Source organism: Desulforhopalus vacuolatus, assembly GCF_016918505.1.
Taxonomy (GTDB): domain Bacteria; phylum Desulfobacterota; class Desulfobulbia; order Desulfobulbales; family Desulfocapsaceae; genus Desulforhopalus; species Desulforhopalus vacuolatus.
In genome coordinates this window covers 35,860-53,836 of record NZ_JAFFPZ010000017.1, presented here as the reverse complement: position 1 = coordinate 53,836, position 17,977 = coordinate 35,860, and the positions used below count along the sequence as shown (strand labels likewise).

Genomic DNA, 17,977 nt, shown 5'->3' with positions numbered 1-17,977 from the left:
TTAATATTATAAGGAATACCGGTGGGAATTCATATCGCTATAAATCATAAGACAACCTACAGTTACGATCGCGCCATCAATCTCGCTCCACAGATAGTGCGGCTGCGCCCGGCTCCTCATTGCCGGACTCCTATCCTCAGTTACTCGATGAAGGTGACGCCCGCAGAGCATTTCATCAACTGGCAGCAGGATCCCTTCAGCAATTACCTGGGACGTCTGGTATTTCCAGAAAAAACAGACACGTTTGAGGTAGAGATCGATCTGGTGGCGGATATGATCATTATCAATCCTTTTGATTATTTTCTGGAACCGGATGCAGAAGAATTTCCTTTTACCTACGAAAAGAATCTTAAAGAAGATTTGATTCCTTATCTGGCAAAGTCTGAGACAGATAAAAGACTCAAAAAATACCTTAAAGAAATTGATTGTACTCCCCGGCGAACAATTGATTTTCTGGTGGCCCTGAATGCGAAGTTGAGCAATGACATAAAGTATCTGATTCGCATGGAACCAAACGTGCAGAGCTGTAAACAGACACTGCGGCTTCGAAGTGGTTCCTGTCGGGACTCCGCCTGGTTGCTGGTCAATATTCTCAGACATTTTGGCCTCGCTGCCCGCTTTGTTTCCGGCTATCTCGTCCAGTTGAAACAGGATGTTAAATCTCTGGACGGGCCATCCGGCACCGAAGTCGATTTTACCGACCTTCACGCCTGGACTGAGGTCTATCTCCCCGGCGCCGGCTGGGTGGGAATGGATCCAACATCCGGACTCTTTGCTGGAGAAGGCCATATCCCTCTGGCCTGTTCACCCGAGCCACAGAGTGCGGCCCCTATAACGGGGGCACTGGATGAGTGTGAGGTTGAATTCAGCCACTCCATGTCGGTGACCCGAATCCTTGAAGAGCCACGTTCTACGCGGCCCTATCCTGAAAAGATCTGGGAGGATATTGTCAAACTTGGAGATCGGGTTGATCAGGAACTCCTGGATCAAGACGTTCGGTTAAGCATGGGAGGCGAACCGACCTTTATATCCATTGATGATATGGAAAGCCCCCAGTGGACTACGGACGCACTTGGTAAAGAGAAACTGGGGCTGTCTGAAACACTTATTAAAAAATTGAAAAAGGAGTGGGCTCCAGGGGGATTCCTGCATTACGGCCAGGGGAAATGGTATCCCGGCGAATCTCTGCCCAGATGGGCTTTGGGCTGCTATTGGAGAAAAGATGGCGAGCCGATATGGAAAAACGATAAGTGGATGGCTGATTTTGACGTGGATTATGGTTTTGGTATCACTGAAGCCAAAACCTTTATCAATACCCTGGCTGAAACCCTCAAGGTGAACAAAAAGTATATCCGTGAGAGTTTTGAGGATACTCTCTATTATCTGCTGAAAGAGAGGAACCTTCCAGTCAATGTTGATCCCACAGATCCCAAATTAGAGGACTCTGAGGAAAGAAAGCGGATGGTCAACGCTTTTGAGCGCGGTCTTGGTGCAGTCGTGGGATATGTCCTGCCTCTGCAGCATGGTTCATGGAAAAGTGGCCCATGGCCTCTCAGATCTAAACACATGTTTTTGTTGCCGGGTGATTCGCCCGTGGGCCTGCGTCTGCCACTCGACTCTTTACCCTGGGTTGCCGAAAAAGATCTTCCGGTTGACTCTACACTGGATCCCATGGCTGACCGGGAACCGCTGCCAGTTGGAGGAAAAGGCAAAGCCGATAAAAAAGGCAGGGGTGTTAAAAAGGAGAAGGCTTCTCAAAAAAACAAAGCAGGCGATGACATCAACGCCCAGCCCGAACCCTTTAAAGATCCCAAACCTGTGCCTGGCGAATCAGCAGCCTGGCTGGTTCGAACAGCACTCGTTGTGCAGCCCCGCGATGGACGGCTATACGTTTTTATGCCGCCTGTTACCTCGCTTGAGGGATATTTGGACCTGGTCAGCTGCATAGAAGCAACCGCTAAAAAGACGAAACTGCCGGTAGTCCTCGAAGGATATGCACCTCCCCAGGACTACCGTCTGGAGAGTTTAAAAGTAACTCCCGATCCAGGTGTTATAGAGGTCAACATTCAGCCCATGCACAGCTGGCGGGAGATGGTTGCCTGCACCACGAAACTCTATGAACTGGCGAGAGAGACCCGGCTCGGCACCGAAAAATTTATGGTCGATGGCCGCCATACAGGTACGGGGGGAGGAAACCATATTGTCATCGGTGGCGCTACTCCGGCAGACAGTCCCTTTTTACGCAGGCCTGACTTGCTGCGCAGTTTTGTGACCTTTTGGAATAATCACCCTTCCCTGTCATTTTTGTTTTCCGGCCTCTTTATCGGCCCCACCAGCCAGCAGCCGCGTATAGATGAAGGGAGACATGACAGTCTCTATGAGCTGGAAATAGCCTTTGCCGAGCAGGACAGACAAACACGTTCAGATTTTCCATGTCCCCCGTGGCTGGTTGACAGACTGTATCGGAACTTTCTTGTGGACGTTTCCGGGAATACCCACAGAGCAGAATTTTGTATCGACAAGCTCTATTCCCCGGACAGTTCGACAGGACGCCTGGGGCTGCTCGAGTTTCGAGCCTTTGAAATGCCCCCCCATGCCCGGATGAGCCTTGCCCAGCAGCTTCTGCTGCGAATTTTTGTCAGCTGGTTCTGGCAAACACCATATCGTCAAAATTTGGTCCGCTGGGGCACCCGCCTGCACGATCGCTTCATGCTTCCGCAAATGGTCCACGACGATTTTGCCGATGTTTTACAGATACTTAATCAGGCAGGATATCCCGTATCCATGGATTTTTTTCATCCGCATTTTGAGTTCCGTTTCCCCATTTACGGCAGAGTAACCTGCCAGGGCATGGAGATTGAATTGCGCCAGGCTCTGGAGCCCTGGCATGTTCTGGGGGAGGAGCAGGGCAGTGGTGGCACAGCGCGTTATGTTGATTCCTCTCTTGAACGGATCCAGGTAAAAGTCTCCGGGATGACAGAAGAACGCTATATTGTTACCTGCAATGGCCGCCGTGTTCCATTGCAGCCGACGCAGACCGCAGGAGTCTTTGTCGGAGGGGTACGTTATCGAGCGTGGCAGCCACCCTCTTGTTATCATCCAACAATTGGCGTCCATGCGCCGCTTACCATTGATCTCTTTGATACGTGGACCGGGCGGGCAGTGGGTGGTTGTCAATATCATGTTGGGCATCCCGGCGGACGCAGTGCTGAAGATTTCCCGGTTAATTCCTATGAAGCTGAAGGACGTCGCAATGCTCGATTCATTCCCCATGGGCATACACCGGGGAATGTAATCACTGTGCCACCTGAAGAGGTCAATCGTTATTTTCCTTATACTCTTGATTTACGGACCCCAAAACGGTAAATAGGCGACGGGAGCGACGATTATATCGCTCATTATGCAGTCAGAACCGCAATGAGGCATCAGCAGTATATGAGTAACACGGATTTTAACAGTTCTTTCGGACAAAACGTCAGATCGACATCCATCTTTGACATGGAAGCCTTACCAGCAAATGTCTACTGTGAAGCATTTTCTGGTAAGGCTCAGCCCCGCAGGCACTGGCAGCCAATTCTCAGCGCACTGAACGCCAAAAATATTGCAGATCTCAAGCAGCATCATGAGAAAGCCAGGCACATGCGCCATGAAGATGGCTCGACGATAAACCCCTTCGATAACTCCACCGAGCGGACCACATCCTGGGCGCTTGACATGATTCCATTGCCCATTGCAGAGGGCGAATGGACAGTCATTGAACAGGGAGTGATGCAACGGGCACAGTTGCTCGAAAAAGTTCTGGCGGATACCTACGGGCCACAGTCCTTGTTAAAAAATGGCAGTCTTCCCGCTGAACTGGTCTTTGCAAATCCCAACTTTCTGCATTCCTGCCATGGAATTCAGCCTTCGGGAAACCGTTTTCTCACCTTTTATGCCGTAGACCTTTATCGTGGTTTTGACGGTCATTTTCGAGTGCTGCGGGATTATGCTTCCAGCCCCGCCGGTCTCGGCTATGCCCTGGAAAACCGCATTGTCATGTCACGGGTATTTTCCAAACTCTATCATAAAACCCAGATTCGCCGACTGGCACCTTTTTTCCAGACCTTTCACAGCGCCCTGATCCAACGGGCCTCTCTTCGTAAAAAAGACCCTGGTATTGTGTTGTTTTCTCCGGGGCCTGACAGCCGTATCTACTATGAACACGCCCTGCTCTCCCGCTATCTGGGGTATCCACTGGTGGAAGGACAGGATCTCACCGTACGCAACGGCAAGGTATTTTTAAAAAAACTGGCCGGGCTTGAGCCTGTAGAGGCCATCTTCCGCCACATTCCCGATCTCAGCAGTGACCCCTTTGCTCTGCGGCGTGAAACAGCCAATGGAGTGGCCGGGCTCATCCAGGTCTGTCGTGAACAAAACATCGATATCGTTAATCCCATCGGCAGCGGCTTTGTCGAGACACCAATATTAAAAACGTTCCTTCCTCAACTTTGTCAGCAACTGCTCAACGCAGACCTGCTGCTGGAAAACCACCCTGCCTGGTGGTGTGGCAACAGTGACGGGCTCAATCATGCCATGGCCCGGTTGCAAGAGTTGACCGTCGGTTCGGCCATGGAGACATCAGCCGTAATTGATCAATCAGCTGATGTAAGAGCAGAGATACAAACAAATCCATCAGAGTATATGGTTTCCGCTCCGGTGACTCCCTCTTCAGTTCCAGCATGGGATATCGAGGGTGCCAGGCATTGCTATAATGTTGTGCGGGTTTTTGCCTGCGCAACGGAGCATGGCTTCTCTGTTATGCCGGGAGGTCTGGCGATTACCGCAGGCGATGTTGAAACACTCACAAAAGGTTCTCCTGAACAACAGCAGAGTAAGGATATCTGGGTGTTGTCGGATAAACCGATCGAACCTTTCTCCATGCTGGATGGATTCCATACCATCACCGAATTCAAACGCAGTAATGATCTCCCCAGCCGGGTAGCCGACAACCTGCTCTGGCTGGGACGTTATCTTGAGCGCGCCGAAGGAATAATACGCCTGTTGCGTGCAGTATACCTGAGATTATCAGGTGAAGATCGACTTGATGAAATTCCAGAGTTGCCCTTTTTGCTCAATATTCTTCGGACAAAGAATATCATTCCCAAGATTTTTGCGGCAGAGAGAGGCACTCCCTTTTACAAGGAGTTGATGCACTATCTCCATGATGCACTGTACCGCAAGGATCAACCGGAAAGTGTTGTATTCATTTTACGGCGTGTGCAGGAAACAGCGAGGAGGGTTCGGGATCGACTCTCTGCCGACTCTTCCCGGGCACTCAACCGACTGGAGGAATTTGCTGATAATCCCTTCAGTGACCCTTTAGAGCTTTTAGATAAAACCTTATTCATCCTGAGCGCTTTTAGCGGACTGGCCATGGAAAGCATGACCCGCGGCCTGGGCTGGCGTTTCATGGACATGGGCCGTAGAATCGAGCGGGCCTTGAATCAGGCAGTCCTTCTCCGAATCGGTCTGCCTGAGGTGTGCAGCAACATACGGAACACCCTGCAAGCCCTGCTGGAAGCGTCTGACAGTCTGATGACATATCGGGCCAGATACAAATCCACATTTCAATTGGCACCGGTGCTGGATCTTCTGCTGGCTGATGAAAGCAATCCCAAGTCACTGGCTTTCCAGTTCAGCCAGCTTGTGAACCATGTTAAACACCTGCCCAGCCAGGGAGAGAGGCGATTCTCCTGTGCGGAGGAACGGATTGCCCTGGAAATGCTTACAACTGTTCGACTGCTCAATCTGACAGAAATAGAGTGTGGAGACAAGGCACCTCAAGATGCAGTACTGACAGCATTTTTGACTTCCATGGCAGCTCTCTTAGAAAAGTTCGCCCTGGAAATTAGTGGGCATTATCTCAGTCGTGTCCCTGCAACACGCCATTACGCAATAATCTCAGATGAGCCTGCAGTATGAAATACCGCATTATTCACAACACCAGTTATAAGTATTCTGCACCGGCATCACTGTCTCAGAATGAACTTTTACTGCATCCCCGGCCAACACCCTCCCAGGAGGTTATCGATTTTCAATTGTCGATTGTTCCCATGCCCCAGTATCTGCATTGTCGAACTGATTATTTTGGCAATACGGTTCACGTGTTCATGGTGCAGCATCCACATAATGAATTGATAATGTCTGCCACCAGCATCGTCAGGACGTCACCTCCTGTCATTCCAGGAGCTAATACCACTGTTCCTTATGAAACAGCCGTGCAGCGGCTGGTAGAACGTAAGCAGTCTATTGAACTTGAGGCGTCGCAGTTTGTCTTTGCCAGCCCGCTGGTCACCATCACTGCTGCGGCAACAACTTACGCCAGACTGTCTTTTCCTCCGGGGATGCCTGTACTGAACGGAGCCATCGATTTAGTTCGGCGTATTTTCACGGAATTTACATACGACAAGACTGCGAGTACTGTCGATACAACTGTCGAGCAGGTGCTGATAAATAAAAAAGGTGTCTGTCAGGACTTCGCTCATCTTGCCATCAGCGGCCTGCGGGGGCTTGGCCTTGCAGCACGCTATGTAAGCGGTTATATGGAAACAATTCCTCCGCCTGGAAAGCCCAAACTGGTTGGTGCAGATGCATCCCATGCCTGGTTTTCTGTTTTTGTGCCTGATTTTGGCTGGATAGATCTGGACCCCACCAACAATTTGATTGTCAATGATTCCTATATTACCGTTGCCTGGGGGCGGGATTACGGAGATGTTGCTCCGGTAAAAGGGGTGGTTATGGGAGGAGGGGCCCATATGCTGTCTGTGATGGTTGATGTTGCAGCACAGGAGAGCAGACAGTAACAACAGCGAACGTCAGTCTGACTTTTGTAGTTTTTAACAGTATGTGCATCTTTTTGCATTGTACTCGTGCGCTGCTCTGTCAGGGTTTTTGCCAAAAAAATCGGAGAGTAGCATTTCCACGAAGGGTTCCATTCTCATTTTCAAACCAGGCATTCTGACTTCCCGATCATCCTCCCGCTGCGCCCTCCCGACCTGCCGATTCCTGCCAGTGATATCCTGCAGCATCCGTTCCCGGTTACTGCAGCAGTCCGTTCCTGAATTTCACCGTTTTCCCTGAAGAGTAAAAAATTTGCGCCTCAAAACGGCATAAAAATATGGAGACAAATAATGGTTGAATCAACTGATTCTCATTTGCAGTTCGGTGGCAGTTTCCGCAGTGTACTGCCATCCCTGCTCTTTCTCGCGTCGATATTTTTCCTTACCTTTACCGCCCGGGTGATCATCTCACCCCTGATGCCGATTATTGAAAAGGAGATCAGCATCAGCCACAGCGCGGAAGGTTCACTCTTTTTTATCATCATGTTTGGCTATGTCGTCTCCATCCTCTTTGCCCCAAACCTCAGCTCAAGAATCGGCAATCGACGGACAATTGTCCTTTCCGGACTGCTGACGGGGCTGGGTCTGTTTCTCTTCTCCCTCTGCCACAGCCTGTCAGCTTTCTTCGCCGCCGGTCTTTTCACCGGTCTGGCATCCGGTCTTTACTTTCCGACGGCAATGGTGACCATTGCAGAAATCAGTCCGGCAGCCTGGCTCACCCGGGGAATGTCCATTCACGAGCTGGCTCCAAACTTCGGCTTTGTCCTTGCCCCGCTCATTGCCAGTCTGCTCGGTATTCTCATGGGATGGCGTCACGGCCTCCAGGCACTGGGAGTGCTGCTTATTTTGTGGAACCTTGTCTATCTCAAACGCGGATGTAACGCAAAACGTAAACAGCCGCCGGTCAGCCTGCAGGTGGTGCGTTATTTCTTCACCAATCCCCTCTTCTGGCGTATCACTGTCATGCTTTCCTTTGCGGTCGGTTCAACCATGGGTATCTACTCCATGCTGCCGCTGCTGCTGGTAAACGAGCATGGGATGAGTGTTGAACATGCCAACTCCATCGTGTCGTTTTCACGCATCGGCTCCATCATTATGCCTCTGGTCGGGGGCTGGCTCGGGGACCGCTTCGGAAATGGCCGGGTGATGGCGGGGGTACTGCTGCTGGCAGGGGTGCTGACCGTCCCCATCGGAATCTGCTCAGGAGGAGTGCTGCTGACGTTTATCTTCGTACAGCCGCTGATCGCTGTCATCTTTTTTCCATCCTGCTTTGCCTGCTACGCACGACTTGGCGAGGGGAAATTCCGCGGCATGGGTCTGTCAATCGGGGCTCCGATTGGTTTCCTCATGGGAGCTGGCTGCATCCCCGTCCTGATCGGTTTGGTGGGGGATCACGCTGGCCTGAAGACGGGATTTGCAGTCGCAGGAGTGCTGGCAATCATGGCGGCGCTGCTCGCTGGCAGCAGCCGCACATTTTTGCAGCAGGAGGAGCAATAGAGAAGCAAAAGAGTGGTTATTAACCCGGCGGGCATTGAAGAGCACCCTGAAGTCTAAATATACACGTCTTTAGCGATCTTTTATCAGGGTGGTTGGCCTTATACCAGTTACACTTTGTATTGGCCCTATAACGTGACTGCGTGAACATTTTTTTTGGCGATTACGAATCAGTAATAATTCGTGTTTATCCGTGTCCATGCGTGGTTCCTTTTGCAGTTTGTAACCACGAATAGACACGAATTTTCACGAACAGGGACAACGCATTAAACGAAAACGTTTATCTCCGAAGTTAAGCCGTACAGTGCACCAGAATTATTAATCAACTTTGGTAGTCATCCGAAAGTCGGGGTTGAGCGTTTTACGCTCTTATATATCAATTACCTCAAAGCAGACAACAGACCGAATTCAACCACAAGGGCATTCTCTTATGGTTTTTCCAGTAATCCATGGCCCGGCGTGTTCAGCACCTCCATGGCACAGCCCACAATCTGATAAACCTCATCTTTCAGTAATAATTCGTGTTTATTCGTATGTTTAGAGCTTTCCTTTGGCAAAAAGTTTTTCGCTGTTCCGTTTTTTGCTTTTCCCTGTCTCCCGTCTCCTTTCTCCTGCTTCCCATCCCCCTACCTTTTAAATTTGCCAATAGAAAGTAAAAATGGCATTTAGTGAGGTCACAACTTAATCGGAATGGTATTAATCCAGCGAGCATCTGTATTTTTCTTTTCTAAACATGAAAGATATCGGCTGGGATTAAAAAGGTATTGATTTAATCGAACTGCCCTGATTTGTTTTTGATGAAATTATATTGTATATTCAAATTTTATTATACACATTCGGGAGCTGATCAACTTTCTTCAGGGTGCTTCGAATATAAACTGTTTCAAGGTACCCGTTATACCTTCCTGAGGATTTGCCCGTGAAGTCGGCCAATCCGTCTTTTTAACAAAGGATTCGGTACGTTATGAAATCGATGACCAGGGGCCAATGGTTTTCCTTTACAGACAGCCTTATTCAAGATAATACCCGGGATATTATCGGCGTTCAGTCTAAAGGAAAGCGGTTTCACTTTGCTCTCCTGGAAAACGCTCATGACCTCAGGCTGGACCATGATGTCACCCTCCTTCCCCCCAAGAAATTTTTACTTCCCACCCATGAAGAACTGATCCGATTTGATATTTCCAGGCCTTTTGAAGTTTCCTCTTCCAAACCGGACAGAGCACAGATTCTCATCGGTGTTCATCCCTACGATGTCATTGCCATTCAGCAGTTGGATGCTGTGTATCAGAATCCGCCGGTGGATGATATTTATGCGGCCCGCCGCAAAAATACGTTGATCATTGCTTCCGATATCCTCACCATTGCCAGCCGTTCCTTTGCAGGAAGCCTTGGAAACCATGTAGTGACTTCGGGATATGATCTTCTTGTAACCGATCTTGGAGACATTGTTGTGATTGACGAAGGCACGTCAGCAGGCAGGGAGTTGCTCAAGAGCTTCGGTGAATGCCGGGAAGCGTTGACGCCGGAGATTGAACGGGTAACACAGCTGCGTGCCGAACTTCCCGGAAGATACAGGCACAAGCTGAAGGTCGATAAATGGCAATGGACCGAGCTTTTGCTGAACAACTCCACCCATCCCCTCTGGGAGAAAAACGCCCGCAAATGCCTTTCATGCGGCACCTGCACCCTCGTCTGTCCCACCTGTTTCTGTTATGACGTGGATGATGTGATGGACATAAACATGAAAGAGGGAACGCGTGTGAGAACATGGGACAGTTGTCTGCTCCGGGATTTCACCCTGATCGGAAGCGGTGAGATTTTCCGACAGGCGCCGGTCGACCGCTACCGCCATCGATTCTACCGCAAGGGTGTTTACCTCCCGCAGCGCTTTGGATTTGTGGCCTGTGTGGGGTGCGGACGATGCGCGACCCAGTGTCTGAGTGATATCGCCGATCCCCTGAATGTGATGAATACGCTGGCCGCTTCTTCCGTTGAAACCAGACTGGATCTGCCCATTCCCCATAAAAAGCCACATCATTTGCAGGGGCCGATTTTTTTGCCCAAAAGTGCGACCATTATTCGCAGGGAAAAAATGACCCAAACCGATACCTTCTACGAAATTGAACTGGACAGCAGGAAACCGCTGGGACATCAACCGGGCCAGTTTGTGGAAGTTTCCATCTTCGGGATGGGTGAGGCACCGATTTCGGTTGCATCCGCTCCAGAACCGGGAAGAAATTCGTTTGATCTGCTGGTTCGCAGCGTCGGCAACGTGACCACTCACCTTCAATCATTAACCGTCGGCGATAAAATCGGCATACGGGGACCCTTTGGCAACGGCTTTGATGCAGCGAGTTTGCGGAAAAGAGACCTCATGTTCATCGCTGGCGGTTGCGGCATGGCTCCCATGCGGTCCCTTGTCAAGTATGTGCTTGCCCATCGCAGCGAATTCGGCGAAGTTTCTCTGCTTTATGGATGCAAGGACCCGGATTCGATCCTTTTCAACGCTGATTTGAACGTGTGGAAAACCCGCACTGATATTGTGCAGAAATTTACCGTCGATGATTGTCCCGCTGGAGCGTCCTGGGACGGCAATATCGGTGTTATCACGGATCTGATTCCGCTGATCGATTTCGATCCAGGGAAAACGACTGCCATCATTGTGGGGCCACCCGTGATGTATCGTTTCGTCATCAAAAACCTGAAAGACCGCGGCATGCCGGATGATAACATCATTGTATCCCTGGAGCGGAGAATGAAGTGCGGGGTGGGGAAATGCGGCCATTGCCAGATCAACGGTGTGTATGTCTGTCTTGAGGGGCCGGTGTTCAATTATGCTGATATCAAAGATTTGCCGGAGGCGTTTTGATGAAACCCAGAGTTGCTGTATTCGATTTTGCCAGTTGTGAGGGATGTGAACTCCAGTTGTTCAATCTGGAAGAAAAATTCCTTGATCTGATTAAAATCGTGGATGTGGTTTCCTTTCGGGAAGGAATGAAGGAACATTCTGATTTGTATGACATCGCTGTTATTGATGGTTCCATTATGCGGCCCATGGATGTCGAGCGCCTCAAAATCATCAGGAAAAAGGCCAAAACCGTGGTGGCCCTCGGGGCCTGCGCCTGTATCGGCGGGGTAAACAAATTGCGAAACCAGTGGACTTCGGAAAATGTCAGGCGGGAGGTCTATGGAGATGCAAACCTTGAGGGCAATCCCCTGTTTGACATATTCCCGGCCAGGGCGGTGGATGAAGTCGTAAAGGTTGATTATTACGTGCCGGGCTGCCCCATTGACCGGGCCGAGTTCACCAAAGTCATTACCGCTGTAATTATGGGCAGGGAACCCCGGTTACCCAGTTATCCGGTTTGCGTAGAGTGCAAACTCAGAGAGAATCAATGCGTTTTCGAACTGGGCATGTTTTGTCTGGGTCCCATCACCCGGGCCGGGTGTAACGCCATCTGCCCCACCCATCGGAAGGGCTGTGCCGGCTGCCGGGGATTTTTGGAAGATGCCAATATGGATGCGTTTAAAGACGTCTTACGCAAGTATAAGATTCCCATGGATGAATGGCTGAAATGCTTCGACATGTTTAACTGTAAAATCAAGAGGGAAAAATGAAACGCAACCTCAATATCCATATTAATCATATCACCCGGGTGGAGGGCCATGGCAGTATTGTTCTGAATGTCAAAGCTGGCCGGATCGAAAAGCTGCAATGGAATATTCTCGAAGCGCCGCGATTTTTTGAAGCCATATTGCGGGGCAAACATTTTAATCAACTCCAGTCGATTACCTCGCGAATCTGTGGCATCTGTTCCATCGGGCATTCTCTGGCCTCTCTGAAAGCTACGGAAGCAGCCCTTGGCGTTGAGATCAGCGAACAAACGGTGCTGCTCAGGCGTCTTGCTCTTCATGGAGAAAACATGCAAAGCCATATTCTGCACGTCGGGTATCTGGCAGCACCGGACCTGTTTGGCGCGGACAGCATCATACCGCTGCTCAAAAATGAACACAAAGCCGTGATCAATATCGTCAGGATTCACCGCCTGGCCAATTCCATGTCTGATCTGATCTGCGGCCGCACGACCCATCCGCTGCGATTTTGTGTGGGGGGATTTACGCTTCTGCCCACCTTGAAGGAACTGCAAAGCCTGCGTGAAGAACTTCTCAATGGCATCGACACCCTGCGGAATGCTGCAGAAAGCATCCAGGCGGAAGTCCATCATCTGCCTGATTTTTCGCGGGAAACCGAGTACATTGCGTTGACGGCTGAGAACCTCTATGCCCTGTATGAGGGCTCGGTGGCATCCACGGATACCGGAATTCATCCGCTGAGTGAGTACCTGTCCCTCACCAATGAATATCTTCTTCCCCATTCCACGGCCAAATTTACCCGCCACAACCGTGAATCCTATATGGTGGGGGCGCTGGCCAGATTTAACATCAATGCCACTCAACTGGGTTCTCTGGCAAAAGAAATCGCCGCACGCTTTGATCTCACTTCCCCCAATTACAACCCCTTCATGAATACCATCGCCCAACTGGTTGAAATTGCCGATTCCATGGAGGACTCCATCGCCATCATCGATGAACTCCTGGCACGGGGACTGGAGGAGGAACAGCCTGAAGTCAAAATCCGTCCCGGTCGGGGTATTGGTGCGCTGGAGGTGCCTCGTGGAATTCTGTTTCACGACTATACCATTGACGAGCAGGGGAATTGCAGCCAGGCCAGCTGTATTATTCCCACCAATCAGAATAACGCCAATATTCAAAAGGATATGGAGGCTCTGGTGCCAACCATTATGAATCGGCCCCAAAAGGAGATCGAGCTGACCCTTGAGATGCTGGTGCGGGCCTATGATCCCTGCATTTCCTGTTCAACGCACTATCTCAACGTGGAATTCACGTAAAACTATGAAAAAAATCGGTGTCATCGGCGTCGGGAACCCGCAGATGGGGGATGATGGCATCGGCCCTGTGCTGATTCACAGACTGAACGCTTTCCCTCTTTTTAGCGATACGGTTTGTTTCATTGATGGCGGGACCGGTGGGATGACCCTCGTTCACGAATTGGCCAAACTGTATACGGCGATCATCGTGGATGCCGGTGATTTCGGGGGCAAGCCGGGTGAGTTTCGTATTTTTTCGCCGGAAGAGCTGGTTTCCGTAAAGCAGTTCAGTGGATTTTCCGTTCATGAATGGGATCTGATCAAGACCATCGAAATTTCAAAAGTCATGGAGGAACTGCCGGAGCACCTCCATATCATGGCCATTCAACCGGAAACCATTGCCTGGCAATCCAAACTGTCAAAGATACTGGAATCGCAAATTCCCGTATACGAAAAAGCAGTTTGGAAACTTTTGAAATCTGCAACTGAATGATACGTAACATTATACCATTCCTATTAAGTTATGACCTTACTCAATGCCATTTTCACTTTCTATTGGCGAAATTAAAGGCAGGGGGATGGGAGACAGGAAAAAGCAAAAAACGGAACAGCGAAAAACTTTTTGCCAAAGGAAAGCTCTAAACATGCGAATAAAGGCAAAAAACTTTAAAAAAGAATTTTAAAATTAAACAGGGAATTGTTACCAGTTTATTCCATGCGTTACAAATCATTCCACCGTTATCGTTACGTTTACCGTCACCGTGTAGACAAGGCATGCCTTGTCTCTACATCATCGCCGGAATCACTGTTGTACCAATTTTTCACCACTGATAATGAATGCCATCGTTATCACCATTGTGATCAATTTTACATCCTGTTTATCCATTCGTAATCACAAAAAAAGATGTCCACGCAGTTGCGCTATCTGGTTAATACAAAATGTAAATGATATTAGTGAAAATTCGTGTCCATTCGTGGTTGCTTTTGTAGTTTGTAAACACGAATTATTACTCATTGCGTATTAATCCAGCTTAAATCGGAGGTGCGATAGTGACCAGAATCCTCATTTTCGTATTTGCCTGTACGCCATGAGGCTCTCTGATCTGTGAGATAAGGATGTCTCCTTTTACCGCCGGGATTCGGGCATCTCCCTCTCCCAGGAAAAAACCATCACCTTCAAGCACCAGAATAGACAACTCCCCATCAAGGTCATGTGAATGTACAGGAAAAGTTACTCCTTCATCCAGGTTGAAGTTGATGATCTTGAAATTCTCGGAATCTTCTACCAGAAAGAAACGTTTCATCGCTCCCGGTGTGAATTCATTTGTTGTATCTAAATTTACGACCTTCATATTTTTTCCTCACAAGATTTTTTGCCAGTGAAATACACGAAACAGACGAGAAAGGGCATTTTATATGAGAAAATTTCGCGTGTTTCGTTGGCCATTCAGTCGTTGTCTTTCCGTCTTTTGCTTTTCCCTGTCTCCTGTCTCCTGTCTCCCGTCTCCCGTCTCCCCTTTTTCCCAGAATAATCTTCTGAGCCTGAATATGGAAACAAATAATGGCTGAATCAACTGATTCTCAACTGCAGTTCGGTGGCAGTTTCCGCAGTGCACTGCCCACCCTGCTCCTTCTCTCGTCGATATTTTTTCTTAGCTTCACCGTCCGGGTGATTGTCTCACCCCTTATGCCGATTCTTGAAAAGGAGATTGGCATTAGCCACAGCGCAGCTCACTCTTTTTCATTATGGCAGCAGCCGCACATTTTTGCAGCGGAAGGAGAAGTAGAGGATAAAATTTTACAGGGTAAGGTCGATTTCGCTGCCAAGATTCCTTTCACGGGCGCGGGTACAGGCAAGTTGAGCCGTAACCAGATCCTCAAAGGAGAGCCCCACCGATTCAAACAGGGTAATATCATCGTCACTGACCCGCCCTGAAATATTGCCAAGAAGAAGATCACCGAGTTCACCATGAATTTTCTCGGCACTGTAACTGCCGTTATTAACAGGAACAAGCAGGTCACCACTCTCCGCGAGGCAGGCTTCGAGGGAATCGACAACAACCCGGGCTGCCGTTATCAGGTCAGCACCAATTTCCTGCATTCTCGGTTTGAAGGCACCGACGGCGTTGATATGACAGCCCGGCCGCACGTCACTCAAGTCAAGAACGGGCGTGGTGGAAGAGGTCACGGTAGTGATGATATCGGCCTGCTGTCCGACTTCTCTGGCTGAGGCAGCAACGTCTACCGGTATCCCCAGGCGCAATGCAGCTTTTTCGGCAAACTGTACAGCCTTATCCCTGTGGATATTGTAGACGACGAGGCGTTCACAGGGACAGACCGTTGCAATTGCCGCTGCCTGGAACATTGCCTGGGTGCCGGTACCAATAATTCCCTGAACCTTTGCGTCAGATCGTGCAAGATATTTGCTGGCCACAGCTGATGCTGCGGCGGTACGCATTCCCGTGATGCAGCCACCGTCCATTATCGCCTGAAAACTGCCGTCTTCGCCATCGCACAGGAGATACATTGAACTGATGGTGGGTTTATTTTTCTTTGGATTGGCAGCGTAAAGAGAGAGAATTTTACTTCCGAAAGCGGATCCGGAATTGTGATAGGAAGGCATCAGCAGGTAAATTCCGGACGTCTCTTTCAGGTCAACGTGCATCCGTAACGGAGAGGTCGTCTCTCCCTTTTGGTGGGCTCGAAAACCACATTCAACAGCTTTGATAACACTCTCTTCAGTCAGTATTTGTTGCAGTTCACTTCGGTTGAGTAACAGCATGGATTTAATTACTTGAGGTTGGAGTTTGGAAGTTGTAATGCCAGACGCATAAGCATTTGTTTAAAAAATATATAATCAGATCATACCAAAAATATTGTATTCTACCATCAAGCAGAGGCTTGTCGGCAAATTTCCACTTTTTTACAGGCTAAAAGCCCCCTCCAAATACGAATTTATTTCTAACGTATCTTTGTAACAGGATCACAACACCCTCAAATCAACAGGAGACAGCTCCATGACCTGGTCGCCGAAACTCAGCTCCGGATTTACCTTTGCCAGAAACAAAAGTTCCTTCATTTCCCCTCAATCCGGGATGTGCTCCTTCTGCACGGATGAGTGTGCGGGAACCTGTGAAATTGCTCAGGCGGCGGTATCAGGTGCGCAGACAGTTTATCCCATGACCACGGGAAACAATCAGATTGCCTCAGAGAAAGATTATCCAGTTGATTATTCGCACTTCAATATAAACGGCAGAGTCTTCGGAGCGCAGAAAGCGCCGGCAAACAGTGAAGAGTGTACGGTTTTCAACGTGAATCTCGAATGCAGCTATGGCATACTTCATCCGGTTAGAATGGCACTGCCTTTTATCCTTCCCGCACTGATCAAGCTGAACTGGAGGGACTACTTTGCCGGGGCAGCCATGGCGGGAGTAACCTGTGTGATTGGTGAGGATGCGAGAAACAACGATGGCGCTCTGCAGATGGAAAAGGGACAGATAACAGAATTTCCGCTTCTCGGGCAGGCCCTTGACTGCTTCCGCCGCTACCACCGCGGATATGGACAGATTGTGCTGCAGTGCAATATTGATGACGACCTCGCTGGAGTCCCGAGGATCGCCATTGAAAAATATGGGGCGGAGGCGATTGAGATAAAGTTTGGCCAGGCCGCCAAGGGAATTCAGCCTGTAAAACGGGTGAAAGATCTTGAAACCGCGTTAGACAAAAAAGCACGGGGTGAGCTCGTTCATCCGGACCCGACAGATCCAGATGTACAGAAGGCGTATCGCGAGAACGTCTGCCCCAATTTTTACACCTGTGGCCGTCTGCCATTCTGGACAGAAGAAACGTTAAGCAGACACATTGAAGACCTGCGAAATATGGGAGCCAGAAACATCTATTTCAAGATGGCTGGTTTTGATCCCGTCGATATTGAGCGGGTTCTGCGCATTGCCTGTACGGAAAAGGTGGACATGATAACTTTTGACGGAGCCGGTGGTGGCTCAGGGTACAGTCCCTCGAAGATGATGAATGAGTGGTCCCTGCCCACGGTCTGCCTGGAAGATGTTGTCGTAAGGCTGTGTTCCCGCCTGAAGGAAGAAGGCATGACACCGCCCGCAATTGTTATGACCGGTGGTTTTGCCAGTGAAGATCAGGTGTACAAGGGACTGGCTTTCGGTGAGGGCCACGTTCTGGGTATTGGCCTCTGCCGTGCCTCAATGGCCGCAGCCATGACCGGGAAGACGATAGGAGAACAGATTAAAGCAGGAGATATTCCGCCCATGTACAAAAAATACGGTAAGACCGTGGAAGAAATTTTTGCCGACCTTGCTGATCTGCGGGCTCTGTATGGGACAAAGGCAAATGATTTTTCCACCGGTGCCATCGGCGTCTTCTCCTATCTCAACAAGATAGGTTTCGGCCTGAAGCACTTTGCCGCACTGAACCGCAAGTTTGACATCTCTCTTGTCAACAGAACAGACCTTATTCCCCTGACGGCCGAGGCGAGATCTCTCCTGCAAGGGGAACTCCTGCAAGGGGAAGGATAAAAAAGGGGAGACAGGAGACAGGAGACGGGAAAAAGCAAAAGGCGGAAAGCGGAAAACCCAAAAAAATCTTTTTAAGGTTCCGCCTTTTATACCATTTACATTTTGTATTAACCAAAGAACACAGAGTAAAGATAGAACAACAGCAATTTTCTGTTTAGGGTCCCTTGAA

The 17,977-nt window shown here is 49.5% G+C and carries 12 protein-coding genes and 1 riboswitch; of the genes, 10 read left to right on the top strand and 2 right to left on the bottom strand.

The features are described from left to right. Positions 1–21: 21 nt before the first annotated feature. The 9 genes from JWG39_RS11145 to JWG39_RS11105 all read left to right on the top strand — a co-directional run bounded on the left by JWG39_RS11145 (position 22) and on the right by JWG39_RS11105 (position 14,153). A complete protein-coding gene (locus tag JWG39_RS11145) occupies positions 22–3,366 on the top strand; it encodes a transglutaminase family protein (RefSeq protein ID WP_205219482.1) in 3,345 nt (1,114 codons plus the stop codon). Positions 3,367–3,435: 69 nt separating this feature from the next. Beyond that, the gene (locus JWG39_RS11140; RefSeq protein WP_205219481.1) at positions 3,436–5,961 is read left to right on the top strand and encodes a circularly permuted type 2 ATP-grasp protein; all 2,526 of its coding nucleotides are present in this window, start codon (positions 3,436–3,438) and stop codon (positions 5,959–5,961) included. Then, a complete protein-coding gene (locus JWG39_RS11135) occupies positions 5,958–6,842 on the top strand; it encodes a transglutaminase family protein (RefSeq protein ID WP_205219480.1) in 885 nt (294 codons plus the stop codon). The genes JWG39_RS11140 and JWG39_RS11135 overlap by 4 nt, the downstream gene beginning before the upstream one ends. A 127-nt stretch (positions 6,843–6,969) precedes the next feature. Further along, positions 6,970–7,166, bottom strand: a riboswitch (cobalamin riboswitch). Positions 7,167–7,169: 3 nt separating this feature from the next. Beyond that, positions 7,170–8,375, top strand: a complete 1,206-nt coding sequence (locus JWG39_RS11130; RefSeq protein WP_205219479.1) for an MFS transporter — start codon at positions 7,170–7,172, stop codon at positions 8,373–8,375. 961 nt (positions 8,376–9,336) lie between these two features. Continuing rightward, on the top strand, positions 9,337–11,241 hold the full coding sequence (locus JWG39_RS11125) for a 4Fe-4S dicluster domain-containing protein (protein WP_205219478.1): 1,905 nt from the start codon (positions 9,337–9,339) through the stop codon (positions 11,239–11,241). Further along, positions 11,241–11,990: an NADH-quinone oxidoreductase subunit B family protein gene (locus JWG39_RS11120; protein WP_205219477.1), complete on the top strand. Its 750-nt coding sequence runs from the start codon at positions 11,241–11,243 to the stop codon at positions 11,988–11,990. Before JWG39_RS11125 ends, JWG39_RS11120 begins: the two co-directional genes overlap by 1 nt. Then, entirely contained in the window at positions 11,987–13,282 is a 1,296-nt protein-coding gene (locus JWG39_RS11115; RefSeq protein ID WP_205219476.1) for a Ni/Fe hydrogenase subunit alpha, read from the top strand. Before JWG39_RS11120 ends, JWG39_RS11115 begins: the two co-directional genes overlap by 4 nt. Positions 13,283–13,286: 4 nt before the next feature. Further along, complete coding sequence (locus tag JWG39_RS11110; RefSeq protein ID WP_205219475.1) at positions 13,287–13,754, top strand: hydrogenase maturation protease; 468 nt, start codon at positions 13,287–13,289, stop codon at positions 13,752–13,754. Between the two features lie 222 nt (positions 13,755–13,976). Then, entirely contained in the window at positions 13,977–14,153 is a 177-nt protein-coding gene (locus JWG39_RS11105; RefSeq protein WP_205219474.1) for a hypothetical protein, read from the top strand. 139 nt (positions 14,154–14,292) lie between these two features. On the opposite strand, the gene JWG39_RS11100 is transcribed toward JWG39_RS11105, so the two are convergent. After that, entirely contained in the window at positions 14,293–14,613 is a 321-nt protein-coding gene (locus JWG39_RS11100) for a cupin domain-containing protein (protein ID WP_205219473.1), read from the bottom strand. Between the two features lie 446 nt (positions 14,614–15,059). Beyond that, a complete protein-coding gene (locus tag JWG39_RS11095) occupies positions 15,060–16,043 on the bottom strand; it encodes an ornithine cyclodeaminase family protein (protein WP_205219472.1) in 984 nt (327 codons plus the stop codon). A 235-nt stretch (positions 16,044–16,278) separates the two neighbouring features. Between JWG39_RS11095 and JWG39_RS11090 the strand changes: the two genes are divergently transcribed. Beyond that, entirely contained in the window at positions 16,279–17,808 is a 1,530-nt protein-coding gene (locus JWG39_RS11090) for a glutamate synthase-related protein (protein WP_205219471.1), read from the top strand. Positions 17,809–17,977 lie beyond the last annotated feature (169 nt).